At 58.9% G+C, this 22,479-nt stretch carries 14 protein-coding genes; 6 read left to right on the plus strand and 8 right to left on the minus strand.

All coding sequences use genetic code 11. From position 1 onward, the window contains the following. The first annotated feature begins 30 nt into the window (after window positions 1–30). Window positions 31–408: a response regulator gene (locus ACYZTY_RS13020; protein ID WP_131058583.1), complete on the plus strand. Its 378-nt coding sequence runs from the start codon at window positions 31–33 to the stop codon at window positions 406–408. A 31-nt stretch (window positions 409–439) separates the two neighbouring features. On the opposite strand, the gene ACYZTY_RS13025 is transcribed toward ACYZTY_RS13020, so the two are convergent. The 7 genes from ACYZTY_RS13025 to ACYZTY_RS13055 all read right to left on the minus strand — a co-directional run bounded on the left by ACYZTY_RS13025 (window position 440) and on the right by ACYZTY_RS13055 (window position 12,285). Continuing rightward, on the minus strand, window positions 440–2,092 hold the full coding sequence (locus tag ACYZTY_RS13025; RefSeq protein WP_461959311.1) for an ATP-binding protein: 1,653 nt from the start codon (window positions 2,090–2,092) through the stop codon (window positions 440–442). A 14-nt stretch (window positions 2,093–2,106) separates the two neighbouring features. Further along, a complete protein-coding gene (locus tag ACYZTY_RS13030; protein WP_461958824.1) occupies window positions 2,107–3,609 on the minus strand; it encodes an ATPase domain-containing protein in 1,503 nt (500 codons plus the stop codon). Between the two features lie 127 nt (window positions 3,610–3,736). After that, entirely contained in the window at window positions 3,737–4,792 is a 1,056-nt protein-coding gene (locus tag ACYZTY_RS13035) for a tetratricopeptide repeat protein (protein ID WP_461958825.1), read from the minus strand. A 397-nt stretch (window positions 4,793–5,189) separates the two neighbouring features. Continuing rightward, the gene (locus ACYZTY_RS13040; RefSeq protein ID WP_461958826.1) at window positions 5,190–6,611 is read right to left on the minus strand and encodes an efflux transporter outer membrane subunit; all 1,422 of its coding nucleotides are present in this window, start codon (window positions 6,609–6,611) and stop codon (window positions 5,190–5,192) included. Continuing rightward, a complete protein-coding gene (locus tag ACYZTY_RS13045; protein ID WP_461958827.1) occupies window positions 6,608–9,790 on the minus strand; it encodes an efflux RND transporter permease subunit in 3,183 nt (1,060 codons plus the stop codon). Before ACYZTY_RS13045 ends, ACYZTY_RS13040 begins: the two co-directional genes overlap by 4 nt. Window positions 9,791–9,802: 12 nt before the next feature. Beyond that, the gene (gene mexE, locus ACYZTY_RS13050; RefSeq protein WP_461958828.1) at window positions 9,803–11,056 is read right to left on the minus strand and encodes a multidrug efflux RND transporter periplasmic adaptor subunit MexE; all 1,254 of its coding nucleotides are present in this window, start codon (window positions 11,054–11,056) and stop codon (window positions 9,803–9,805) included. 311 nt (window positions 11,057–11,367) lie between these two features. Further along, entirely contained in the window at window positions 11,368–12,285 is a 918-nt protein-coding gene (locus tag ACYZTY_RS13055; RefSeq protein ID WP_257605177.1) for a LysR family transcriptional regulator, read from the minus strand. 269 nt (window positions 12,286–12,554) lie between these two features. Between ACYZTY_RS13055 and ACYZTY_RS13060 the strand changes: the two genes are divergently transcribed. The 4 genes from ACYZTY_RS13060 to pgm all read left to right on the plus strand — a co-directional run bounded on the left by ACYZTY_RS13060 (window position 12,555) and on the right by pgm (window position 18,837). Further along, the gene (locus ACYZTY_RS13060; protein WP_461958829.1) at window positions 12,555–13,577 is read left to right on the plus strand and encodes a zinc-dependent alcohol dehydrogenase family protein; all 1,023 of its coding nucleotides are present in this window, start codon (window positions 12,555–12,557) and stop codon (window positions 13,575–13,577) included. A gap of 558 nt (window positions 13,578–14,135) precedes the next feature. Continuing rightward, complete coding sequence (locus ACYZTY_RS13065) at window positions 14,136–15,614, plus strand: hypothetical protein (RefSeq protein WP_461958830.1); 1,479 nt, start codon at window positions 14,136–14,138, stop codon at window positions 15,612–15,614. Between the two features lie 55 nt (window positions 15,615–15,669). Beyond that, on the plus strand, window positions 15,670–17,070 hold the full coding sequence (locus ACYZTY_RS13070) for an aminotransferase-like domain-containing protein (RefSeq protein WP_461958831.1): 1,401 nt from the start codon (window positions 15,670–15,672) through the stop codon (window positions 17,068–17,070). A gap of 120 nt (window positions 17,071–17,190) precedes the next feature. Further along, entirely contained in the window at window positions 17,191–18,837 is a 1,647-nt protein-coding gene (gene pgm / locus ACYZTY_RS13075) for a phosphoglucomutase (alpha-D-glucose-1,6-bisphosphate-dependent) (protein WP_461958832.1), read from the plus strand. 185 nt (window positions 18,838–19,022) lie between these two features. Here the strand turns inward: pgm and ACYZTY_RS13080 are convergent, their stop codons facing one another. Further along, window positions 19,023–19,718, minus strand: coding sequence for a pirin family protein (locus ACYZTY_RS13080; protein ID WP_461958833.1), 696 nt, complete (start codon window positions 19,716–19,718; stop codon window positions 19,023–19,025). 280 nt (window positions 19,719–19,998) lie between these two features. Here ACYZTY_RS13080 and ACYZTY_RS13085 point away from each other — a divergent pair, with 280 nt between their 5' ends. Next, window positions 19,999–22,473, plus strand: coding sequence for a UvrD-helicase domain-containing protein (locus ACYZTY_RS13085; protein WP_461958834.1), 2,475 nt, complete (start codon window positions 19,999–20,001; stop codon window positions 22,471–22,473). Window positions 22,474–22,479 lie beyond the last annotated feature (6 nt).

Consider the following 22,479-nt stretch of genomic DNA (forward strand, 5'->3'; position numbering starts at 1 on the left):
CAGCAGCTATTGACCGAACAAAGGCTTCCCATGAGTGAAGATGCACAAGATGTAGTACTCATCGTCGAGGATGACCCCTCGATACTGATGGTATTGTCCGCTTACTTGTCGGGTGAGGGTTACCGGGTGCTGCAGGCCGAAAACGGCGAGCAGGCCTTTGAGATTCTGGCGAGCAAGCCGCACCTGGACATGATGATCACTGACTTTCGCCTGCCCGGCGGGATTTCCGGCGTGCAGATCGCCGAGCCAGCCGTGAAACTGCGACCGGAGCTCAAAGTGATTTTTATCAGCGGTTATCCGCAGGAAATCCGCGAGACCGACAGCCCGATCACGCGCAAGGCGCCGATCCTCGGCAAACCGTTCGATCTGGATGTGTTGCAAGAGATCATGCAGGAAATGCTGTCGTAAAAGGCGCCGAAGCCCCCTGTTGTGGGGGCTTTCAGATTCGGATCATCTCCCGCACTTTGGCCGTCAACAGGTCGAAGGTGAACGGCTTGGTGATCATCTGCATGCCAGGGTCGAGGAAACCGCCGCGCACCGCCGCGTGTTCGGCATAACCGGTGATGAACAACACCTTGAGATCAGGTCGGTATTGCCGGCCGATTTCTGCCAGTTGCCGGCCATTCATTCCGGGCAATCCCACATCGCTGATCAACAGATCGATACGCTGGCCGGAGTCGAGAATCGGCACTGCGCTATCGGCATCGCCCGCTTCGACGAAGGCATAGCCCAACTCACTCAATACTGCACTGACCAGCACGCGCACCGCCGGATCGTCCTCGACGATCAGCACGGTTTCACCGTTCTGGGCGTAAGGCGCGTGTGCGATATCGACCAGTGTGTCTTCGATCAGATCACCGTTGTAGCGCGGCAGATAAAGACTCACCGTCGTGCCGTTACCCACTTCACTCTCGATGGTCACGTGGCCGTGGGACTGCTTGCTGAAACCGTAAATCATCGACAAGCCCAAACCCGTGCCCTGGCCGATCGGCTTGGTCGTGAAGAACGGATCAAAAGCCCTGCTGATGGTGCCCTCTGGCATGCCGCAGCCGGTGTCGGTCACTTTCAGTACAACATAATCACCCGGTTGCAGATTGCTGTGGACCTGCGTGAAGCCGCGATCCAGATGCTGGTTAGAGGTGTTGACCACCAGTTTTCCGCCCTCAGGCATGGCGTCACGGGCGTTCAGCACCAGGTTGAGCAGGGCGCTTTCGAGCTGATTGGGGTCGGCCTCGGCCACCCACAGGTCCTCGCTCAACTGCATGTCCAGGTGAATGCTTTCGTTGATGCTGCGCTGCAAGAGTTCACCCATGGACACCACCAGGGTGTTCATTTCCACGGGTTTGGAATCCAGCGACTGGCGCCGGGAAAACGCGAGCAGACGATGAGTCAGGCCAGCCGCGCGATTGGCGGAGGTCACCCCCAGATCGATCAGGCTGTCCAGGTCATCGGTGCGACCCCGGGCCAGGCGTCGGCGCAGCAACTCCAGACTGCCGATGATGCCGGTCAACATGTTGTTGAAGTCGTGCGCGATGCCGCCGGTGAGTTGGCCGACCGCTTCCATCTTCTGCGACTGCCTGAGCGCTTCTTCGTTGTGACGTAATTGCGCGGTACGTTCCTCGACCTGTTGTTCGAGGGTTTCCAGCGTGTTTTGCAGACGCAGTTCGCTTTGGCTCAGATCAATCAACCGGTCCCTGGCTTCATACTGCCGTCGTCGCCCGCGCAACGCAGTGGTAACCAGGCTGATCAACGTCACCGGATGAAACGGGCGCTCGAGGAACGTCACGTTGCCCAATTGCGGGCCGAGACGTGACGCGGGGTTCTGTTCCGGACCGCCGTGGTGGGTCATCAGTACGATCGGCAGGTCTGACCAGGCCGGTTGTTGCTCGATCAAACCCAGCAGCGGTTCGAGATCACATCCCAGCAGGGCTTCTGAAGAAATCACTAGCAGGCCGGCACCTTGCGCGAGTTCGCTGCACAGCGTGCCCAGATCCCGTGTGACCAGTCCTTCGAATCCCGCCTCATTGAGCATCATCAGCGCAATCTGGCTGTCGCGTCCCAGCGGCGCGAGAATGATCGCGCGCTCGGACATCGCCTCGACAACCCTCACCGGACATCATCCTTGAGGAGTGGCTGGCTCGCGCCCAGATACGTCGGCACGCCGCGCAATACACCCTGGAACGCGTCCAAAGGCTCACCAATCGTCATGCCCGTGCTGCCAATGCGATATTCGCGAATAGTCGATTCGTGGCTGCCGGTGCGTTTCTTGATAATTGAAATGGCCCGGCGAACCTGTCCCAAGGCTTCGAAGTAACGCAAAAGAATCACCGTGTCAGCCAGATAAGTAATGTCGACTGGTGCCTGCATGTCCCCGACCAGCCCGTGTTGGGCCACCGTCATGAACGTCGCGGCACCTCGGCGGTTGAGGTACAGCAGCAACTCGTGCATGTGCAGCACCAGCGCGTTTTCCTCGGGCATCGCGGCTTGATAGCCGTTGATGCTGTCGATCACCACTGTTTTTATCTCACGCTCATCGACACACCGACGAACCCGGTGTGAGAACTCCCCGGGGGACAACTCGGCAGCGTCGACTTGCTCGATCAGCAGGTTGCCGGTGTCTTGCAGCGCTTGCAGGTCGATGCCCATGTTTTTCATGCGTTCAAACAGCAGCCCCAGCTCTTCGTCGAAGATAAACAGCGCGGCTTTCTCACCCCGGGCGACGGCGGCCGCAGCGAAGATCATCGAGATCAGCGACTTGCCGGTACCGGCCGGGCCGAGAATCAGCGTGCTGGAACCGGTCTCGATGCCGCCGCCGAGCAGGGCGTCCAATTCGTCGATGCCGCTGGTTAACTGCCGGCGCGTGTAACCGCCGCGGTGTTCAGCCGCGACCAGACGAGGGAACACGTGAACGCCGTCGCCCATGATGGTGAAGTCATGAAAACCGCCACGGTACTTCTGACCGCGGTATTTCACGACGCGGACCCGCCGGCGTTCGGCGCCATAGTTGGGCGTCAGTTCTTCAAGTCGAACCACCCCGTGCGCCACACTGTGGACGGTCTTGTCGAGGGATTCGGTGGTCAGGTCGTCCAGCAACAGGACGGTGGCGTCGTAGCGCACGAAGTAGTGCTTGATCGCCAGGATCTGCCGGCGATAACGCAGGGAGCTCTGGGCCAGCAATCGGATTTCGGAAAGGCTGTCGAGGACCACCCGGGTCGGCTTGACCCGTTCGACCACTTCGAAAATCTGTTTGGTCGCTTCACCCAGCTCAAGGTCCGAGGAATACAGGAGGCTCTGCTGATGGTCGGCATTGAGCAGGCTTTCTGGCGGGGTCAACTCGAAGATGTGGATGTGTTCATCCAGCTCCCAACCGTGGGACAACGCCCCTTGGCGCAGTTCGCGCTCGGTTTCTGAAAGCGTGATGTACAACGAGCGCTCGCCGGCACGAGCGCCGGCCAACAGAAAATGCAATGCGATGGTGGTTTTGCCGGTTCCGGGTTCACCCTCCAGCAAAAACACATGGCCGCGAGACAATCCACCGGCCAGGATGTCGTCCAGACCTTCGATGCCGGTGGCGGCTTTTGCACTGAACAACTCGTTTGATGTAGACAAAAAAAACCCTCTCATGACTAGGGGAAGCGAGGCAGCAGGCCTGAAGTGCCTGAATGGACTGCCTGATCACTTGACCCTTGGCCGTGGCGACGGTTCAACCTTTTTGTTGGCGTGAGGGAGGGTGCCGTTACAAGCCTTGCTGCAACGCCGGATCATCGGGATTGAGCTGTTCCAGCTGCGCCAGAAGGATCTGCACGTTCTGCAGTTGTCCGCTTTCCTTCCAGTAATTGATCAACAGCACCCGCGCCTTGCGGTCGGCGGGATGGCGCTGAACGATCTCCTGCAGCTGCTTTTGCGCTGCTTCCAGTTCTTGCTCGCCATGCAGGGTAGTCGCCAGGTCATAGCGGTAATCCTTGTTGTTCGGTTCAATCTCGACCGCTTTGGACAGACCGAGCAGGGCGAACTCACTTTGCCCGTGATGCAGCAACCAGAGCCCCAAGGCATGTTGCAGGTAGGCCGAGTCGGGTTGAGCCTTCAACTGTTTCGCCAGCAATTGCCTTGCTGCGTCGCTTTGGCCTTGCTTATCCAGGACTTCAATCTGCATGACCAGCGCCGGCAGATTGCCCGAGTCCAGCCGCAACGAGCGTTCCAGCGCCTGCTGTGCCTCTTTCAGTTCGCTGTTGTGCAGGTGCAGGCGGGCCAGTTGGTATTGGGTTTCGGCGCTTTCCGGCTGGCTCTTCAGGACCTGTTCCCAGGCATCGATGGCTTGCTCCAACGGCCCGAAATACAAGCCCAGGTCATCCGGCGACAAGCCCAACAGCGCGTTGATCGCGGCAAACCGGACGCTTTGTTCGCTGTCATCCAGCAACGGCCCGATCAGCAGACTGCGCTGCCCACTTGGCACCAGTCCGCCAATGCTTTTGATCGCTGCAATGCGCACGTCGGCCGAGGGGTTTTGCAGGTCGGCAGCCGCCAGTTTCAACGCTTGTGGGCTGGGGTAATTAGGCAGTTCGGCGTGCAGCCAGACACGACGTTTGGGCGACAGGTCAGGGCGACCCAACTGTTGGTACAGAACTCGTGCGGCCCCCGGTTGCCCGGCGCGCGCCTGAGTCAGCGCTTCGCTGTAACCGCGCTTGATGGCTTCCGGCACCACGGGTGTCGTGCTGCGCAGGAAAAACCAGGCAAGAGCGAAGGCGAACAGGACACAGAGGCTGATGAGCAAGTAGCGGCGGGACTGGGGCATGCAGGAATCCGGAGGCTGGCGGCTTTTGCAAAGCTGTCAGCTTCGGTCAGGTGGGCGTGTGAGTCAAACGCTGACTCAGTTCAATGCCGACTATGCAGGCAAAAATAAGCTGCGGGCGGGGACGACGGCCACCGTAACCGTCATGGAAACCACAAATCTCAACATCAGCTCTAATCCCCTGTGGGAGCGAGCCTGCTCGCGATGACGGATGCACATTCAACGATGATGGTGACTGACCCACCGCTATCGTCGGAACGCCGCCCGGAGCCGGCTCACTCCCACAGGGGGACGGTGGTGCATTCAGAATTGTGCAGGCAAAAAAAAGCCCCGCGACCGAATGAGGCGCAGGGCTAAAAAATGGGTCGGTTGCGGCCAACCAAAGGAGCTCTTTAAAAATTTACTTGCTGGCGACCGTCTCGGGTTGCCAGCCACCGCCGAGGGCTTTGTAAATCGCGACAATGCCGCGATACAGATCGGTTTCGGCCAAGGCCTGGGTATCTTCGGCTGCCAGGCGCTCACGTTGGGCGTCCAGCAGGACGAGGAAGTCCACGGTGCCTTCGCGGTAGCGAATTTCGGCGAGGTCTGCGGCGGCACGGCTTGCTTCGCTTTGACGGATCAGCGAGATCAACCGTTGCTGACGTTTGCCGTAATCGCTGAACGCGTTCTCCGATTCTTCCAGCGCCAGCAGCACTTGCTGCTCGTAGGTCGCCAGTGCGCCTTCGGCATCGGCATCGGCGCCGCGCAGGCGGGCCCGCACGCTGCCCAGGTCAAACGCTGCCCAGGTAATGCTTGGGCCGAGCGCCCAGGCATTGGCCGCCGCGGAACCGATTTGCGAACCCCGCCCGGCGGTGAAGCCCAGGAAGCCGCTGAGGCTGACCCGAGGGAACAAATCAGCCTTGGCCACGCCGATACGGGCAGTGGCCGAAGCCAGTTTGCGCTCGGCGCTGAGGATGTCCGGACGACGTTGCAGCAATTCACCTGGATCACCGATCGGCAACGCCTTGGCAATCGCCGGCAAGTCTTTTGGACTCAAGTCGACGGTCAGCTTGTCCGGGCGCTCACCTAGCAGGGTGGCGATACGGTTTTTCTGCCGAACCTGTTCGGCCTGCAACTGCGGCACGCTGGCTTCGACCGAGGCGAGGCGTGCATCGGCACGCTCCACGTCCAGTTGATCGCCGACGCCGGCATCACGCAGGCTTTCGGTGATCTTGCGTGATTCCTGCTGGTTGTTCAGATTGGCCAGGGCAATCTTTTCACGCAGTTGTGCACCGCGCAGTTGACCGTAGGCGTCCACCAGTTCGGCAATCATGGTGACTTGCAGCTGGTACAGATCGGCTTCGGCCGCTTGCTGTTCGGCGTCGCTGGATTCCAGGTTGCGCTGGATACGGCCAAACAAGTCCAGTTCCCAGGCCATGTCCAAGCCCAGGTCGTAGCGTTCGCTGTTGACCCGTTGGGTGGTCTGGCCCGGGATCTGACCCTTGGCCAGGTCACTGCTGACCCGGCTGGTGATGGTTGGCATGGCGTCATTGCTGACGTCATCGCGAATCGCCCGGGCCGCTTTCCAGCGAGCAAAGGCGACGCGCAAATCACGGTTGCCTTGCAGCGATTGAGTCACCAACTGGTTGAGGGTCGGGTCTTCGAACTGCTGCCACCAGATGCCTTCGAAACGCGTGCGGTCGAAATTCTTCTGGCCGGCAGCACCATCGGTAGCAGTGGTGATGTTCGCCGGCTCAGTGGCTGGGGTCTTGTAGTCCGGGCCGACGGCACAGGCACTCAGGGCCAGTACCAGAAGGCTCGGCAGGAAGGCTTTCAGGCTCATTGTTGCGCCTCCAGTTTCAGGGCCTTGGCCGCTTTGCGCTTTTCACCGCGCTCCACAAAGTTACGAATCAACACGTAGAACACTGGCGTCAGCAACAGACCGAAGAAGGTCACCCCGAGCATCCCGGAGAACACCGCCACACCCATGGCGTGACGCATTTCAGCACCGGCACCGCTGGAGAACACCAGAGGCACAACACCCATGATGAACGCGAAGGAGGTCATCAGGATCGGCCGCAGACGCAGACGGCAGGCTTCCAGTACCGCGGCGAGCGGGCTGAGGCCTTCGTCCTGCTGTTTATCCTTGGCAAACTCGACGATCAGAATCGCGTTCTTACACGCAAGTCCCACCAGTACGATCAATCCGATCTGGGTGAAGATGTTGTTGTCGCCTCCCGAAGCAATCACACCGGTGATGGCCGACAGCAGGGTCATCGGTACGATCAGGATCACCGCCAGTGGCAGGCTCCAGCTTTCGTATTGAGCCGCGAGCACCAGGAACGCCAGCAATACGCAGAGCGGGAACACGAACAATGCGGTGTTACCGGACAGAATCTGCTGGTAGGTCAGGTCGGTCCACTCGTAGGTCATGCCGTTAGGAAGTTCTTCCTTGAGCAGTTTCTCGATGGCTTTTTCGGCCTGGCCGGAGCTGTAGCCAGGGGCTGCCGCACCGTTGATTTCAGCAGTGATGAAGCCGTTGTAGTGCATCACGCGGTCTGGCCCCGAGGTATCGCTGACCTTGATGAAGGTCGCCAGCGGGATCATCTCGCCTTTGTTGTTACGCACTTTCAACTGGCCGATCTGGTCCGGTTCGAGACGGAACTGCTGTTCAGCCTGAACGTTGACCTGATAAGTACGGCCAAAGCGGTTGAAGTCGTTGGCATACAACGAACCCAGGTAGATCTGCAGGGTGTCGAAGATGTCGCTGACGGCCACGCCGTGGGTCTTGGCTTTTTCCCGGTCTATGGCGGCATCGACCTGCGGCACGTTCACGGTGTAGCTGGTGAACAGGGCGGCCAGTTCCGGCACGTTGTGGCTCTTGGTGATGATGTTCATGGTTTCTTTGTACAGCTCGTCGTAACCCAGGTTGCCCCGGTCTTCGATCTGCAGGCGGAAACCACCGATGGTGCCCAGGCCTTGTACCGGCGGCGGCGGGAAGATCGCCATGTAGGCTTCTTGAATCCCGGCGAACTGGCCATTCAAAGCACCGGCAATCGCGCCAGCGGACATGCTCGGGTCTTTGCGCTCGTCGAACGGTTTCAGGGTCACAAACACGATGCCGGAGTTAGGGCTGTTGGTGAAACCGTTGATCGACAGACCCGGGAACGCCACTGCACTGTCCACACCCGGCTGTTTCAGCGCGAGTTCAGACATGCGTTTGATCACGTCTTCAGTACGGTCCAGGCTCGAAGCGTCCGGCAGTTGCGCGAAGGCGACCAGGTATTGCTTGTCCTGGCCGGGTACGAAACCGGTCGGGGTGCTGGAGAAACCGAAGAAGGTCAACACCATCAGGCCTGCGTACACCAGCAGGGCAATACCGCTGCTGCGGATAACCCGGCCTACAGTGCCGACATAACCATGGCTGGCCTTGTCAAAGAAACGGTTGAACGGACGGAACAGCCAGCCACCGAAGATCTTGTCGAGGACCCTGGAGAAACGGTCTTTCGGTGCGTCATGGCTTTTGAGCAACACAGCAGCCAGTGCAGGCGACAGGGTCAGCGAGTTGAACGCCGAGATCACCGTCGAGATCGCAATGGTCAAGGCGAACTGCTTGTAGAACTGACCGGTCAAGCCAGAGATGAACGCCGCCGGGATAAACACGGCACACAACACCAGCGCGGTCGCGATGATCGGGCCGGTCACTTCACGCATGGCCCGTTTGGTGGCTTCGACCGGAGTCAGTCCCAGCTCGATGTTTCGCTCGACGTTCTCCACCACCACGATGGCGTCGTCCACCACGATACCGATGGCCAATACCAATCCGAACAGTGACAAGGCGTTCAACGAGAAGCCGAACAGGTGCATCACGGCAAACGTACCGATCAGCGAAACCGGCACCGCCACCAAAGGAATGATCGAGGCGCGCCAGGTTTGCAGGAACAGGATCACCACCAGAACAACGAGGATCAGTGCTTCGAAGAGGGTGTGAACCACCGCCTCGATGGAGCCGCGCACGAAGATCGTCGGGTCATAGACGATGCTGAAGTCCATGCCTTCCGGGAAGTTCTTCTTCAGCTCGGCCATTTTCTCCCGAACGTCGTTGGAGATCTGAATCGCGTTGGAGCCAGGGCGCTGGAAGATCGGGATCGCCACTGCCGGCTGGTTGTTCAGCAACGAACGCAACGCGTACTGGCTGGAACCCAACTCAATGCGAGCGATGTCTTTCAGGCGCGTGATTTCACCGTTGTCGCCGGAGCGAATGATGATGTTCTCGAACTCTTCTTCAGAAACCAGACGGCCCTGAGTGTTGACCGACAGCTGGAACGCAGTGGCATTCGGTGCAGGCGGCGCACCCAGTGCACCGGCAGCGACCTGGCGGTTCTGTTCACGGATCGCGGTCACTACGTCGGTCGCGGTCAGATTGCGCGAAGCGGTTTTGTTCGGATCAAGCCAGACCCGCAGCGAGTAGTCGCCCATACCGAACAGCTGCACATCACCGACACCGCCCAGACGCGCGAGCTCATCCTTGATGTTGAGCAAGGCGTAATTGGACAGGTAGAGCATGTCGTAGCGTTTGTCCGGCGAGGTCAAGTGCACAACCATGGTCAGGTCGGGCGAAGCCTTGTCGACGGTGATACCGATGCGCGTCACTTCTTCTGGAAGTTTCGGCTCGGTCCGGGTCACACGGTTCTGGACCTGTACCTGTGCGTTGTCCAGGTCAGTGCCCAGTGCAAAGGTGATGGTCAGGGTGATCTTGCCGTCAGCGGTGGACTGCGAGGACATGTACAGCATGTTCTCGACGCCGGTAATGGCTTGCTCCAGGGGAGCGGCCACGGTTTCACCGATAACTTTTGGGTTGGCACCCGGGAAGTTGGCGCGGACCACAACGGTGGGTGGCACGACTTCCGGGTATTCGCTGATCGGCAACTGGAACAGCGAGATGGCGCCGGCGATCAGGATCAGCAGCGAAAGTACCGCTGCGAAGATCGGCCGTGAAATGAAGAATTGGGAAAAATTCATCGTAGAGATCCCTTAACCGCGTGGTGTCGCAGCAGCCAGTTTCACAACCGAACCCGGCGCGACCTTGGCAGGTGCGACTTGGGGCAGGTTGCTGGCTTCCAGCGCTTGTCGTTGTTGTGCGAGTGCCGCGAGGGTTTGTTCACTGGCCATCGGGATCACTTCAGGGGTGACCGGCGAGCCAGGGCGAACCCGTTGCAGGCCCTTGACGATGACGGTGTCATCCTTGTTCAGGCCGCTGCGCACGATGCGCAAACCTTCGATTTTCGGCCCCAGCTCAACGGAGCGATAGGCCGTCTTGTTGTCGGCATCCATCACCAGCACGAATTTTTTGCCCAGATCGGTACCGACGGCTTCGTCGTTGATCAGCACGGCGGAGTAGGTGCCGCTGCCGACCAGTTTCAAACGGGCATACAAGCCAGGGGTGTACTGTCCGTCGGCGTTATCAAAGACTGCACGACCGCGGATGGTGCCGGTTTTCGGGTTGACCTGGTTGTCGACGAAGTTCATCACGCCCTGGTGCGGGTTGCCGTCTTCGTTGGACAGGCCAAGGTAAACCGGAGTGGTTGCACCGCGTTTGCCCTGACGAGCGAGCTGGGTGTATTTGAGGAACACGCGTTCATCGGCGTCGAAGTAGGCGTAGACCTTGTCGGTGGAAACGACGCTGGTCAGCGCGGTGGTATCGGCGGTCACCAGGTTGCCGGCGGTGATTTCCGCACGGCTGACGCGACCACTGATTGGCGCGGTGACACGGGTGAAGCTCAGATTCAGTTTGGCCAGGTCCAGTTGAGCCTGGATGGCACCGACGGCAGCGCGTGCTTCCTGGGAAGCGCTGGTGCGCGAATCGGCGAGTTCGGCAGAGATTGCGTTGCTGGTGCGCAAGCGTTCGCCACGCTGGGCTTCGTTTTCGCTGCGGGTGGCGTTGGCGCGACCCTGGGCAACCAGTGCTTCGAGGCGGCGGACCTCAGCCTGGAAGGGGCGTGGGTCAATCTGGAACAGCAAGTCACCTTTCTTGACCAGCGCACCTTCAGTGAAGGCCACTTCATCAATCTGGCCGGAGATCCGTGGACGAATTTCTACGGTTTCTGGCGCTTCAAGGCGCCCGGTGAATTCGTCCCACTCGTTGACCGGTTGTTCCAGTACCTTGGCGACACTGACTTTCGCCGCAGGCATGGTAGCGGCAGACTCCGGAGCCTTGCCGCAAGCGCTCATCACCACTACGGCCAACATGGCCAACGGGAAGCGCAAATGTTTGAGTGACTGTTCCATGGATGCATCCGCCAATGTATTGAGATGGGCGGATGATGAGCGGCGAGGTGGTATCGCACGAATCGAATGAAGCGAAGGTAACTATCATTCGGAATGATATGAGGCTGAAGCGAGCCCTCTAGCATGCACCTTGCGTTGAGGAGCAATCAATTGGATTCATGACAATTCAGTGTTGCAGGTAATGCAAAGGAATGGCTTGAAACCGAGTCGCGCCCTTCGCGGGCAAGCCTCGCTCCTACAAGTGGGCGCGATCGACCGTAGGAGCGAGGCTTGCCCGCGAAGGGGCCATTAGCCCCAACACAGGGTCAGGATCAGGCCAAGCTATCCGGGTCACCGAAAAACATCTGAATCCTGGACCGCAACCATCGCTCACCCGGATCATTATCCTGCGACCCACGCCACGCCATGTGCAATTCAAAGCTGCGAACCGGCAACGGCGGGTCTTCAGCCCGCACACCGCCAGCCGCGGTCAACGCATCAGCCGTGTAATCGGGCACCGTCGCGACAATATCGGTCCCGCTGATGAGCGTGCTGAGCCCGTTGAACTGCGGCACCGCGAGCACCACATGACGCTTGCGCCCGAGCTTTTCCAGTTCTTCATCTATAAAGCCGCTCAGGTCGCCGGCAAATGACACCAGTGCATGGGGGCGGGCACAGAAGTCATCCAGGCTCAACGGGCCCGGCACCGTATCGGCACGCAACAGCTTCGGCATGCTGCGACGCAGCACCTTGCGCTTGGCGTTGGCCGGCAGGTCGGCGGTGTAGCTGACGCCGATGGAGATCTCGCCCGAGGCCAACAGGCTCGGCATCAAGATGTAGTTGGCCCGACGCACCACCAGCACGATCCCCGGCGATTCCGCGCGCAAGCGTTTGAGCAGCATCGGCAACAGCGCGAACTCGACATCGTCCGACAGACCGATGCGGAACACCGCTGTGCTGGTCGCCGGATCGAATTCCGCCGCACGGCTGACCGCGGTAGAAATCGAATCCAGTGCCGGAGAGAGCAGGGCGAAGATTTCCACCGCGCGGGCGGAAGGCTCCATGCTGCGCCCGGTTCGCACGAACAACGGATCATCAAACAGCCCGCGCAGGCGCGAGAGCGCCGCACTGATGGCCGGCTGGCCGAGGAACAATTTCTCCGCAGCACGGGTCACACTGCGTTCATGCATCAATGTTTCGAAAACGATCAACAGGTTCAGGTCGACACGACGCAGGTCATTACGATTCATCTGGAGTCCTGGCAGAGTCATCAAGCTTGACGAGAGCGGCCATATGAGAACAATGGCCGGCATGAATATTACGGGGAAAGGCTGCTACTCTGCACCGAATAATTCAGTTTCCCTGAAACGGCTACTGCGGATTTTTACGATAACCGTTGATCCTGTGGATGCTGCGGAATCAATGACAGGCATGTCGACTATTAATAGCCACTGATAGTCTTGGGTAGAAAGCCCAGATAGAGTTCAGGGCATTAGAGGTTTCTTTGACGAGGTTTGCGATGTCCCGCACGATCCGTTTTCACAAGTTTGGTCCAGCCGAGGTGCTCAAATGCGAAGAGCATGCGGCCGCTCTCCCTGCACCGGGCGAAGTGCAGGTGCGCGTCGAGGCGATTGGCATCAGCTGGTACGACATTCTCTGGCGCCAGAACCTGGCCTCATCCCACGCTCGTCTGCCTTCAGGCCTTGGCCATGAAATGTCCGGCGTCGTAACGGCGGTCGGCGAGGGCGTCGATGACCTGGCAGTCGGTGACAAGGTCGCCAGCTTTCCGGCTGAAAGCCCGAACGACTATCCGGTCTACGGCGAGCAGATTGTTCTGCCGCGTTCGGCACTGACCCGTTATCCGGACGTGCTTAGCCCGATCGAAGCCAGCGTGCACTACACGCCGCTGTTGATCGCCTACTTCGCTTATGTCGATCTGGCGCGGGTCAAACCCGGGCAATTTGCCCTGGTGACCGATGCGAGCCACTGTGCCGGTCCGTCCTTTGTACAACTGGGCAAGGCGCTGGGTATCCGGGTCATTGCCGCGACCAAGTCGTCAGAGGAACGTGAATACCTGCTGTCCCTCGGCGCCGAGAAAGTCATCGTCACCGAAGAGCAGGATCTGCTGATGCAGATCAACAAGATCACCGACAACCGCGGTGTGGATGTGGTGTTCGATGGCCTTGGCGGTCCGCAGATGTCGCTGCTTGGTGATGTGCTCGCGCCTCGTGGCAGCCTGGTGTTGTATGGCCTGCAAGGCGGTAACCAGACGCCGTTCCCGGCCTGTGCAGCGTTCCAGAAGAACATTCAATTCTTCGTTCACTGTATCGGCAACTTCACCGGCAAGCCGGAACTGGGCATCATCCAGGACCAGGTCGCATTGCAACGTGCCTTGCGCGACATCAACCAGATGACCGCTGACCGCGTGCTGCTGCCGCTCAAGACTCGGGTCTTTCCGTTTTCCGAGTTTGTCGAGGCGCACCGCTACATGGACGAATGCCCGTGTCGCGAACGGGTCGCCCTCCAGGTCGAACCGGCCTGATACCCCTGAAAAAGTCCGTGCTTGCACGGACTTTTGCATTCCCCCTCCGAAAACCCGAGACATCCCGTCAACCGGCGACGGGTCAGTTCAGCAACTGAACTGGTTTTTGCTCTCAATCTGTATCTTCTAATCATCATATAAGCCCCGATAATTGAATGATTACTTTCATCTCAAGGAATGAGCTATGGCTGGGTATCGGATAGATACTGTTCATCGCGCGCCAGCAATACAAACTCAACAAATAGCGCGTTATCGATCAATTGCCGAAAAATTAAAGGCGACTTCTTTCTTTATTTCTCGTGCTACATGTCTGTGGGACGCTGTCGGATATTTCCTAGGATCTCGCGGGTGGTCGCAAGGTGCTTGCTCTGCGGGGCTTTGCAGCAATCGCTCGTCGGCGGAATCACCAGCAAGCTCGATTCATTTCAAATAATTACCGAAAACTAAGTGTTAGCATTTGATATCAAGCACAACACTTTAATCATGACAGGCAGCCGTTTGCGCAATGCATACAGTTGTTTGCGTGACATCGAACCTATGCGTAACAGGTAAACAATGATGACCCATACCCATGAGCAGGCAATGAACTATGTTTATCAGCAAGTACTGCAGCGATTGCTGAGTTTTTTCTCACGTGCCGAACGCACCGCATTGCAGTTGATGATTCAGCGCCTGGTGGTCGCCGCGGGTGGCATGGAGCGCATCGGCGAATACAAGGTGTTGGCGATCCAGTCCGGGACCCGCGACAGTTGTTACACGCTTGCGCTGCTGCGTGCCGCGCAATTGAGCATCGCCGGTCGGGCACCGGCGACGTTCCAGCTGCGAGTGGCGACCTTGCGCACGAATGGGGCAAGCACGACGGCGCTTGAGAACATCCATCACAGTTGCAGTGCGTTGTTTCTCTACGACGATCCTCGGGTCGAAGTGGTAATGGTCGATAACCGGGAAGTCCTGCCGTTCAGCCACCTGACGCCGGTTTCCGAAGCAGGTCGCGAGTCAAATCGCCTCAATCTATTGATGGTTGGCCATCGTCGAGCCTGGAACGGACCGCTCGACCTGTGGGATGACGGGTACCTGGCAGCCGGCGAGTTTTATGGGCAAATCTCCCGTTGGGAGCGGGGCGTCGATGCGTTGGTCAGCAGCGATACACCACGTCAGCAAAAGCAGTTCATGGATGGGTTGAGCCGGGCGGCGAAAAAGGCCGGTCTGAAGGCGTCGAGTGAACCTGAGTCCGGTTACGAGGCGCTGTTCGCACGACTGGATGAACTGGGCAGCGATTGTTACCGCGAGTTTTACCCTGAGCATGCCCAGGCCGAGTGGCGCCCGGCCGAAAGTTTTGAGGCGTGTCGGCGCACGACCTTCATCGATATTCACGACATGCTTGTCAGCAACCTGGAAGATCGTTGGGCACTGCTCACCGATTTTCTCGGGTTTCAACCTGACGAACTGGCCGCCCAGCTCAGTGATAACGAATTCGTCAGCCTTCCGGTTTCCGCTCACGTTCGGGGGCTGCAAGCCTGTTTTGTTCATGGCCGCACGTATGAAGCGGGCTTTGCCGAACATGTGCAGCGAGCCTTGGTCATGATGCGTCGCAAACAGATTCCCGAGCGCTTTTGCGAGCAGGCAATGGAGGCGTTCGGCATGCCGTCGCCAATGTCCGACCAGCGTGCATTGGCGACGGCCGAGGCCCAGAAGAACCTCGGCTTGAGCGAGGCTCAACTGGTGTGTTTGCTGTTCGCGCCCTTCGCCGAGAACGGCGCCTCGCTTGAGTGTTTTCTGCGCCAGTGCCATCCCGGCATGCTCGTGGCGTTGCCTGACCTGCACCGGGCGATGCAGGGCTGCCCGGCGCCCGAGCAAGTTCTGCAATGGATGGTAGACGTCAGCGGGTTGCCCGTCGGTTTGATCGGCACGCTTTACCGCATGGGACCGGTGGCCAGGGGCGAGAAACCGGGCACGGCAATCGACGATGCGGGAGTGCAGGCGTTGGACCTGGACGCAGGCGCCGCCGTGAATGGCGAACGGTCAGCGGGTCGTTGAAAATGCGCGGTTTTACTGCGTTCACCCATAAGCGCTGCGTATTCGGTCATTCCCCATGAAAGGCCCACGCGAAACCGACTTCGCTTATCAGGCGGTGTACCGTTACCTGACTAATCTCATCAACGAACCGGTCAGCGATACGCGAGTTCGTCTTCCTTCATTGCGGCAGTTGGCAGACCGTCTGAGCGTGTCGATTTCGACTATCCAGTACGCCTATTCGCTGCTGGAAAAGGAAGGGCGGGTGTATTCGGTCGCCAAGTCCGGTTATTACGCGCTGCCTGTGTCGTCCATTCGCCCGCTCAGCAGCGGCAATGACCTGCTCGAGACGGTGTATGTGAACGCCAGGCGTCCGGGAATGCTGGTGTTGAGCGCGGATGAGCCCGCGTTGTTACAGCCCCTGGACAGCCCGTTACTGCTGCTTGAAAGAGAACTGCTGCGTCAGTATCCGCGCCAGCCGCAACCGACTTCACAACCTTGCGGCGAACTGGAACTGCGCGCCGCACTGGCTGCACGCTATACCTCCTCTCCGGCACGTTGCTGGCACGCCGATGATGTGTATATCGGCGCCGATTTGCGTGGCGTTCTGGAGATTCTGATCGCGGTGCTGTGCCTTAAAGACGCCACGGTTGTCGTCGAATCACCCTGCGACTGGACAATTCTGCGCTTGCTCCAGGAGGCTGATGTCAACGTCATCGAGCTTCCTTTGCAGGCCAATGGCAGCCTGGATCTTGACCAGCTGACGCAGCTCCTGGAGACCGAGCCGGTGCGGCTGGTCATGCTTTCATCCGGCCTCAACATGCCGCGCGGCAGTATGGCTTCCCACAGCAACAGGCAGTCAACCGCTCAACTACTGGAGCGTCATGGCAGCTGGGTGTTGGAAAACGATTGCTATGGCGAGCTCGAATTCGAGCCCTACGGCCTGCGGTTTCGCGATCTGTTGAACCCGGATCGGCTGATTGTTTTCTCTACATTCGAAAAATCCATCGGGCCGGAAGCACCCTATGGCTATCTGCTCTCGCGGCAACTGAGCGTCGAACTGCAGCGGTATTTCTTGTTGCGTTCGTTCCGGTTGTCGCCGATTCGCCAGAAAGCCATCGCACGGCTTTACAGCAACGGGCGAATCGATCAGCACCTGGTGGTCTTGCGACGGCTACTCAGGGATCGCAAAGTGCACATGACCCAGCTGTTGCAGGAGCGCCTGGGCGATGCATTGCACTTCATCGAACCCTTGGGCGGTGCGACGATCTGGGTCCGGTCATTGCGTCAGGTCGACGTACGCCGGGTGTTCCAGCGCCTGCTCAGGCACCAGGTGGTGATCGCGCCAGGTGAGCTGTTCAGCCTTCAGGGGTTGCACGCGCAACACTTGCGCCTCAGTCATACCTTCGGCGGCGATCACGACCTCGCGGTGGCCATGGGCTTGTTGGGTGATGCCTTGCGCCTGGAATCGATCGATTGAGGGAGAGCGGGGCTTTGGAGATCGATAACATTTCGCTCGGGATCGATAACGTCGCGCTGCGGTCAAACTGCCAGTAAACTGCGTTCCTATTCCTGAACCACTCTATTTCAGAGGTTTTGCATGACACTCAGTCCTTTTGCGGGCAAACCGGCACCGGCAGAATTGTTGGTCGACATCCCGCGACTGGTAACGGCCTATTACACCGGCCAGCCTGATGCCGCCATCTCTACCCAGCGCGTAGCCTTCGGTACGTCGGGACACCGAGGCAGCTCGTTCGACCTGAGTTTCAACGAATGGCACGTTCTGGCGATCAGCCAGGCGATCTGCCTGTACCGCGAAGCCCAGGGTATCGACGGTCCACTGTTCGTCGGCATCGACACCCACGCGCTGTCCACCCCAGCCGGCGCCAGCGCCCTGGAAGTGCTGGCCGCGAACGGCGTCACCGTGATGATCGCCGAGGGTGACGAATACACGCCGACCCCGGCAATTTCCCACGCGATTCTTTGCTACAACCGCGGCCGTACTTCGGGCCTGGCGGACGGCATTGTCATCACCCCGTCGCACAATCCGCCGCAAAGCGGTGGCTACAAATACAACCCTACTAACGGTGGCCCAGCCGACACCCACATCACCAAATGGATCGAGGCCAAGGCCAACGAGCTGCTGAGCAACAAGCTGGCCGGCGTCAAACGCATCAGCTACGAGCAGGCGCTGAAGGCCAGCACGACCCATCGTCACGATTACCTCAACACTTATGTTGCCGACCTGATCAACGTGATCGACTTCGACGCCATCCGTGACGCCAAGCTGCGTCTGGGTGTCGATCCGCTGGGCGGAGCAGGGGTGCGCTACTGGTCGGCGATTGCCGAGCATTACCGTCTGGACCTGGAAGTCGTCAACAAGCAGGTCGATCCGACGTTCCGTTTCATGACGGTCGACTGGGACGGGCAAATCCGCATGGACCCATCGTCGAGCCATGCCATGCAAGGCCTGATCGGTCTGAAAGAGCGCTTTGACGTAGCATTCGGCTGCGACCCGGATCACGATCGCCATGGCATCGTGACTCCGTCCGGTGGTTTGCTGGCGCCGAACAGCTACCTCGCCGTGTCTATCGACTACCTGTTCCAGAACCGTCCGCAGTGGCGCGCCGACGCTGCCGTGGGCAAAACCGTGGTCAGCAGCGGCATGATCGATCGTGTGGCCAAGCGGCTGGGTCGTCGCCTGTACGAAGTACCGGTCGGCTTCAAATGGTTTGCTGACGGCCTGTTCGACGGCTCTCTAGGCTTTGGCGGCGAAGAAAGCGCCGGTGCCTCGTTCCTGCGCAAGGACGGTGGCGTCTGGAGCACCGACAAGGATGGCTTGATTCCGGCATTGCTGGCCGCAGAAATGACCGCCCGCACCGGTCGCGATCCGAGCCAGGCCTACCGTGCATTGACCGACGAGCTCGGCGAACCGTTCTCGGTACGCGTCGACGCCAAGGCCAATCCTGAACAGAAAGCTTTGTTGAGCAAGCTGTCACCGGACCAGGTCACCTCGACCGAACTGGCCGGCGAAGCGATCCAGAGCATCCTCAGCCATGCGCCGGGCAACGGCCAGGCCATCGGTGGTTTGAAAGTCATGACCGAGAACGGCTGGTTCGCGGCACGGCCTTCGGGGACGGAGGACATCTACAAGATCTACGCCGAGAGTTTCGTCAGTGATGTACACCTCAAGCAGTTGGTTGCAGAGGCCCAGACGTTGGTGGATGGTGCAATTTCTGCGAAGTAAGTGACGGCCCCCTTCGCGGGCAAGCCTCGCTCCTACAGGATCCGCGTTGAGCGCATAATTGTGACCGACGCATATCCTGTAGGAGCGGGCTTGCCCGCGAAGACGCCAGCACAACTTGTAAAAATTCGGTGTAAAAAAGGGGCGACCATAATGGTCGCCCCTTTTTTTGCCCTGCGTTTACTGCATCAAGCCAAATCCACCAACACGATCTCACTGTCCTCAACCGCAGTCACCCGCAACACCTGTTCATCAGCCACGGCCACACCGTCTCGAGCTTGTGCACGCAAGCCATTGACTTCAATGACACCGGTGGCCGGAACCAGGTAAGCGCGACGGCCACTGTCCAGGCGATATTCGGCGGACTCACCGGCCTTCAGGTTCGCCGCCACCAGCCGCGCATCGGCACGGATTCGCAGGCTTTGATCGTCACCTGTCTTGCCGCTGGCCAAGGTCACGAAACCTTCGCGCTGGCCTTTCGGGAAGGGCTTGGCGCCCCAGGAAGGTGCCAGACCGGACTCGTTCGGGATGATCCAGATCTGGAAGATCCTGGTTTCGCTCGCTTCCAGGTTGTATTCGCTGTGGGCGATCCCGGTACCGGCGCTCATGACCTGAACATCGCCTGCTTCGGTGCGACCCTTGTTGCCGAGGTTGTCTTCGTGGGTAATTGCACCTTCACGAACGTAGGTGATGATTTCCATGTCCCGATGCGGATGTTTCGGGAAACCGGTACCCGAAGCGATCACGTCGTCGTTCCATACTCGCAGGTTGCCCCAATTCATACGTTTCGGGTCGTGGTACTCGGCGAACGAAAAGTGGTGATGCGCATCCAACCAGCCATGGTGGGCGCCGCCCAGCGAGTTGAAAGGTCTGAGTTCAAGCATGATCGTCTCCTGAAAAGGTTCGTCATGGGGCAGAGCGCCTGGGCCACGAAACGAGAACCGGTGGTTGATGGCGGGCATCATCTATCAGGCACTAATCGATAAAAAGCGTAAAAAATGCCTCATCATGATCGAATTAGTTGATATCAAATAACCTCGAAACATTCTCACCCAGCTTTCACTTCATCGTATAAGCCAATGACCTGTAAGCATTTCACTAGAACTCAACGGCAAATACGGACACCATAGCCCTCAACAGCCTCACACCCTGGAGTCAGTCCGCGTGCCGCAACACACCCCCGATCTTCCTCCCGAACTTCGTCCCCTGGCAGAGATGCCATTGCTCAAGCGCCTGGCCGCCCGTTTCTTTGGTCATGGCCTTACCCGTCTGCGCGCGCAACACCGTGCGTCGTGGCTGCACGGGCAAGCCGATGGCTTTCGCAGTGGTCACAGCGCCGGGGTGGATTACGGCTACAAGGAGGGGAAAGCCGAGGGGTTGGAAGAAGGCCGGCAGGTTCTGTTGATCCGTGATTCGCGCTCGACCGAGCACCGGCCGCCTAACGTTGACGACAACTTGTTCGACGATTGGCGCCTGCCATTGAGTGCCGAGTTGAAGAAGCGCATGAAGGCCGATGTTTCCCGACTGCTGCCCCCGCACGCCCAGCCAAGCGCCGCGCAGTGGAAGATGATTTTCAGCGACACGCCTTCGACGTCAGTGATTGCCGGGGCCGGTGCGGGCAAGTCGACGACTTTGGTGCTGCGTATCCTGCTGCTGACCCATTACCTGGGGTTCGAGCTGAGTTCGATGACCGTGGTGACCTTCACCCGCGAGTCGCGCAAAGACTTCATTAATAAGCTGATCGAGTTGTTTGCAATGTGGGGCCGTGCGCTGAGCCTCAAAGAGGCGCGGGATCTGGTGCGCACCTTCCACTCACGAATTCTGCCAATGGTTCGCAGCCTGCCGGGCTTCGAGCGTCTGCAAGCGTTCGAAAACCTCAGCAATCGCGCGCAGAACGGCGATGAGGAGGTCGACAGCAATCCCTTCGACCTGCGCATCAACGACGCCCAGCGTCAGCAACTCAATGCCTGTTTTCACAGCCTGCACAACCGCGATGAGCGTTTTCGTGAGCTGATCAAGCCGTTGTCCCGTCACGCCTTGCAGCTAAAGGAGTTGGAGCGCGATCACCCCGACGTACAGAAGCGCGTAGCGGTGACCGAGTTGGCGGCAAAACGTGATGAAGAGCTTTGCGACACTGTTGAAGATCTGTGGTTTCGCGCCGGCGCCTGGCCGATCAAAGGCATCGAGCCCAATCGGCAGACCTTCGACATCAATGGTTCGACCTTCCATTGTCATGGCTACATCCCGACGCTGGATGCCTGGGTGGTGCTGGGATTTGACCCTCAGGAAAATCCGCAAGTCAGCCGTCCGAATGCCAAGTTAACCGTTCGAGCGGAATGGGCAGTGAAGCGCACCCTGTTTCAAGCTTTCTGCCATAAGCCATTGATATGGCTGGATAGTTACGAATCATCGAAGCGCGTTTTGGCCTCCCTCGCGGGCGATGCCAGTGCCGGGCCTGGCTTCGATTACAAGGTCAAAGGGGAGCTGGGGTCGGCGCCCTTGCTGGACTGTTTTGTGGCTGCCGCCGGGTTTATCGAAAACCTGGGCCTGGATGTGCCAAGCGCCGTCGGCCAGATGAGCTTCGCCAAGGATGACCCGGACCGGTTTTTCTTCGAGGCCTTGAGCCTGTTCTGGCGCGCCCTGGAAGATCATTTGCTCGACCAAAAACCGCCGGTAATGACCTACAACCGGATGTTTGCCTTGTTCAGCGAGCATTCCCCGGAAAACCTGAAATTGCTGAGTGATGAGCTACTGAGGCCTTTGTCTCACCTGATGATCGACGAATTTCAGGACGTATCGCCGCAAATTGTCTCCTGGATCCGCGCCAGCCTGGCCGAAATCCGCAGTCGCGGCCCGGCAATGCACGTGGGGCGTGGCGCGCAACGGTCATCTTTACTCTGCGTCGGCGATGACTGGCAGTCGATTTATGGCTGGCGCGGCAGTTCCCCGTCGTACTTCATGGAGTTCAACAAGGAATTCCCGTCGCCGAGCACGACGAAGGTGATGCTCAGCGACAATTACCGCAGTCATCAGCACATTATTGATGCTGCCGAGCATATCGTCCGCGCAGCGCCATCGATCGCAGGCAAGAAGGCCAAAGCCAGCGGTGAACCTAAGGCACTGTTACCGGTAAACGTAATGGATCGGGACGATCAAGGCATGGCCCAACGCCTGATCGAGCATTACCGCCGGGGCGATTCAATCCTGATGCTTTATCGAAAAAGTAGCGATAAGCTATTGATAGAGCGCCATATTCAGTCCGTAGTTAATGTGGATTCTAGCTTGCCGTACGAAGCACGCCGGATCAAACAACTGACGTATCACAGCGCCAAAGGCCTGCAAGCTGACGCGGTATTTTTGCTCGGTGATTGTCAGCACCTGACCAGCTCTCCTTACAAAAACCAGGTCTATCGGATGGCGGGACTTGGCAAGTCGGGTGATAACGAGCCGTACGACAACGCACAGAAAGACGAAATCCTGCGACTGGCTTACGTCGGCATCACTCGGGCGGTGAGTCATTGCTATTGGTATGTCGAGGGGCAGGACACCCAGGCTGCGAACATCCCCAAGGCGTCTGACCGGGTTGGAAGGGACAAGCCGTTCTTCGCTGATCAGCGCCAGGGTCAAAAACCGGCTTAAGCCCGA

This window comes from Pseudomonas sp. LB1P83 (genome assembly GCF_054897885.1).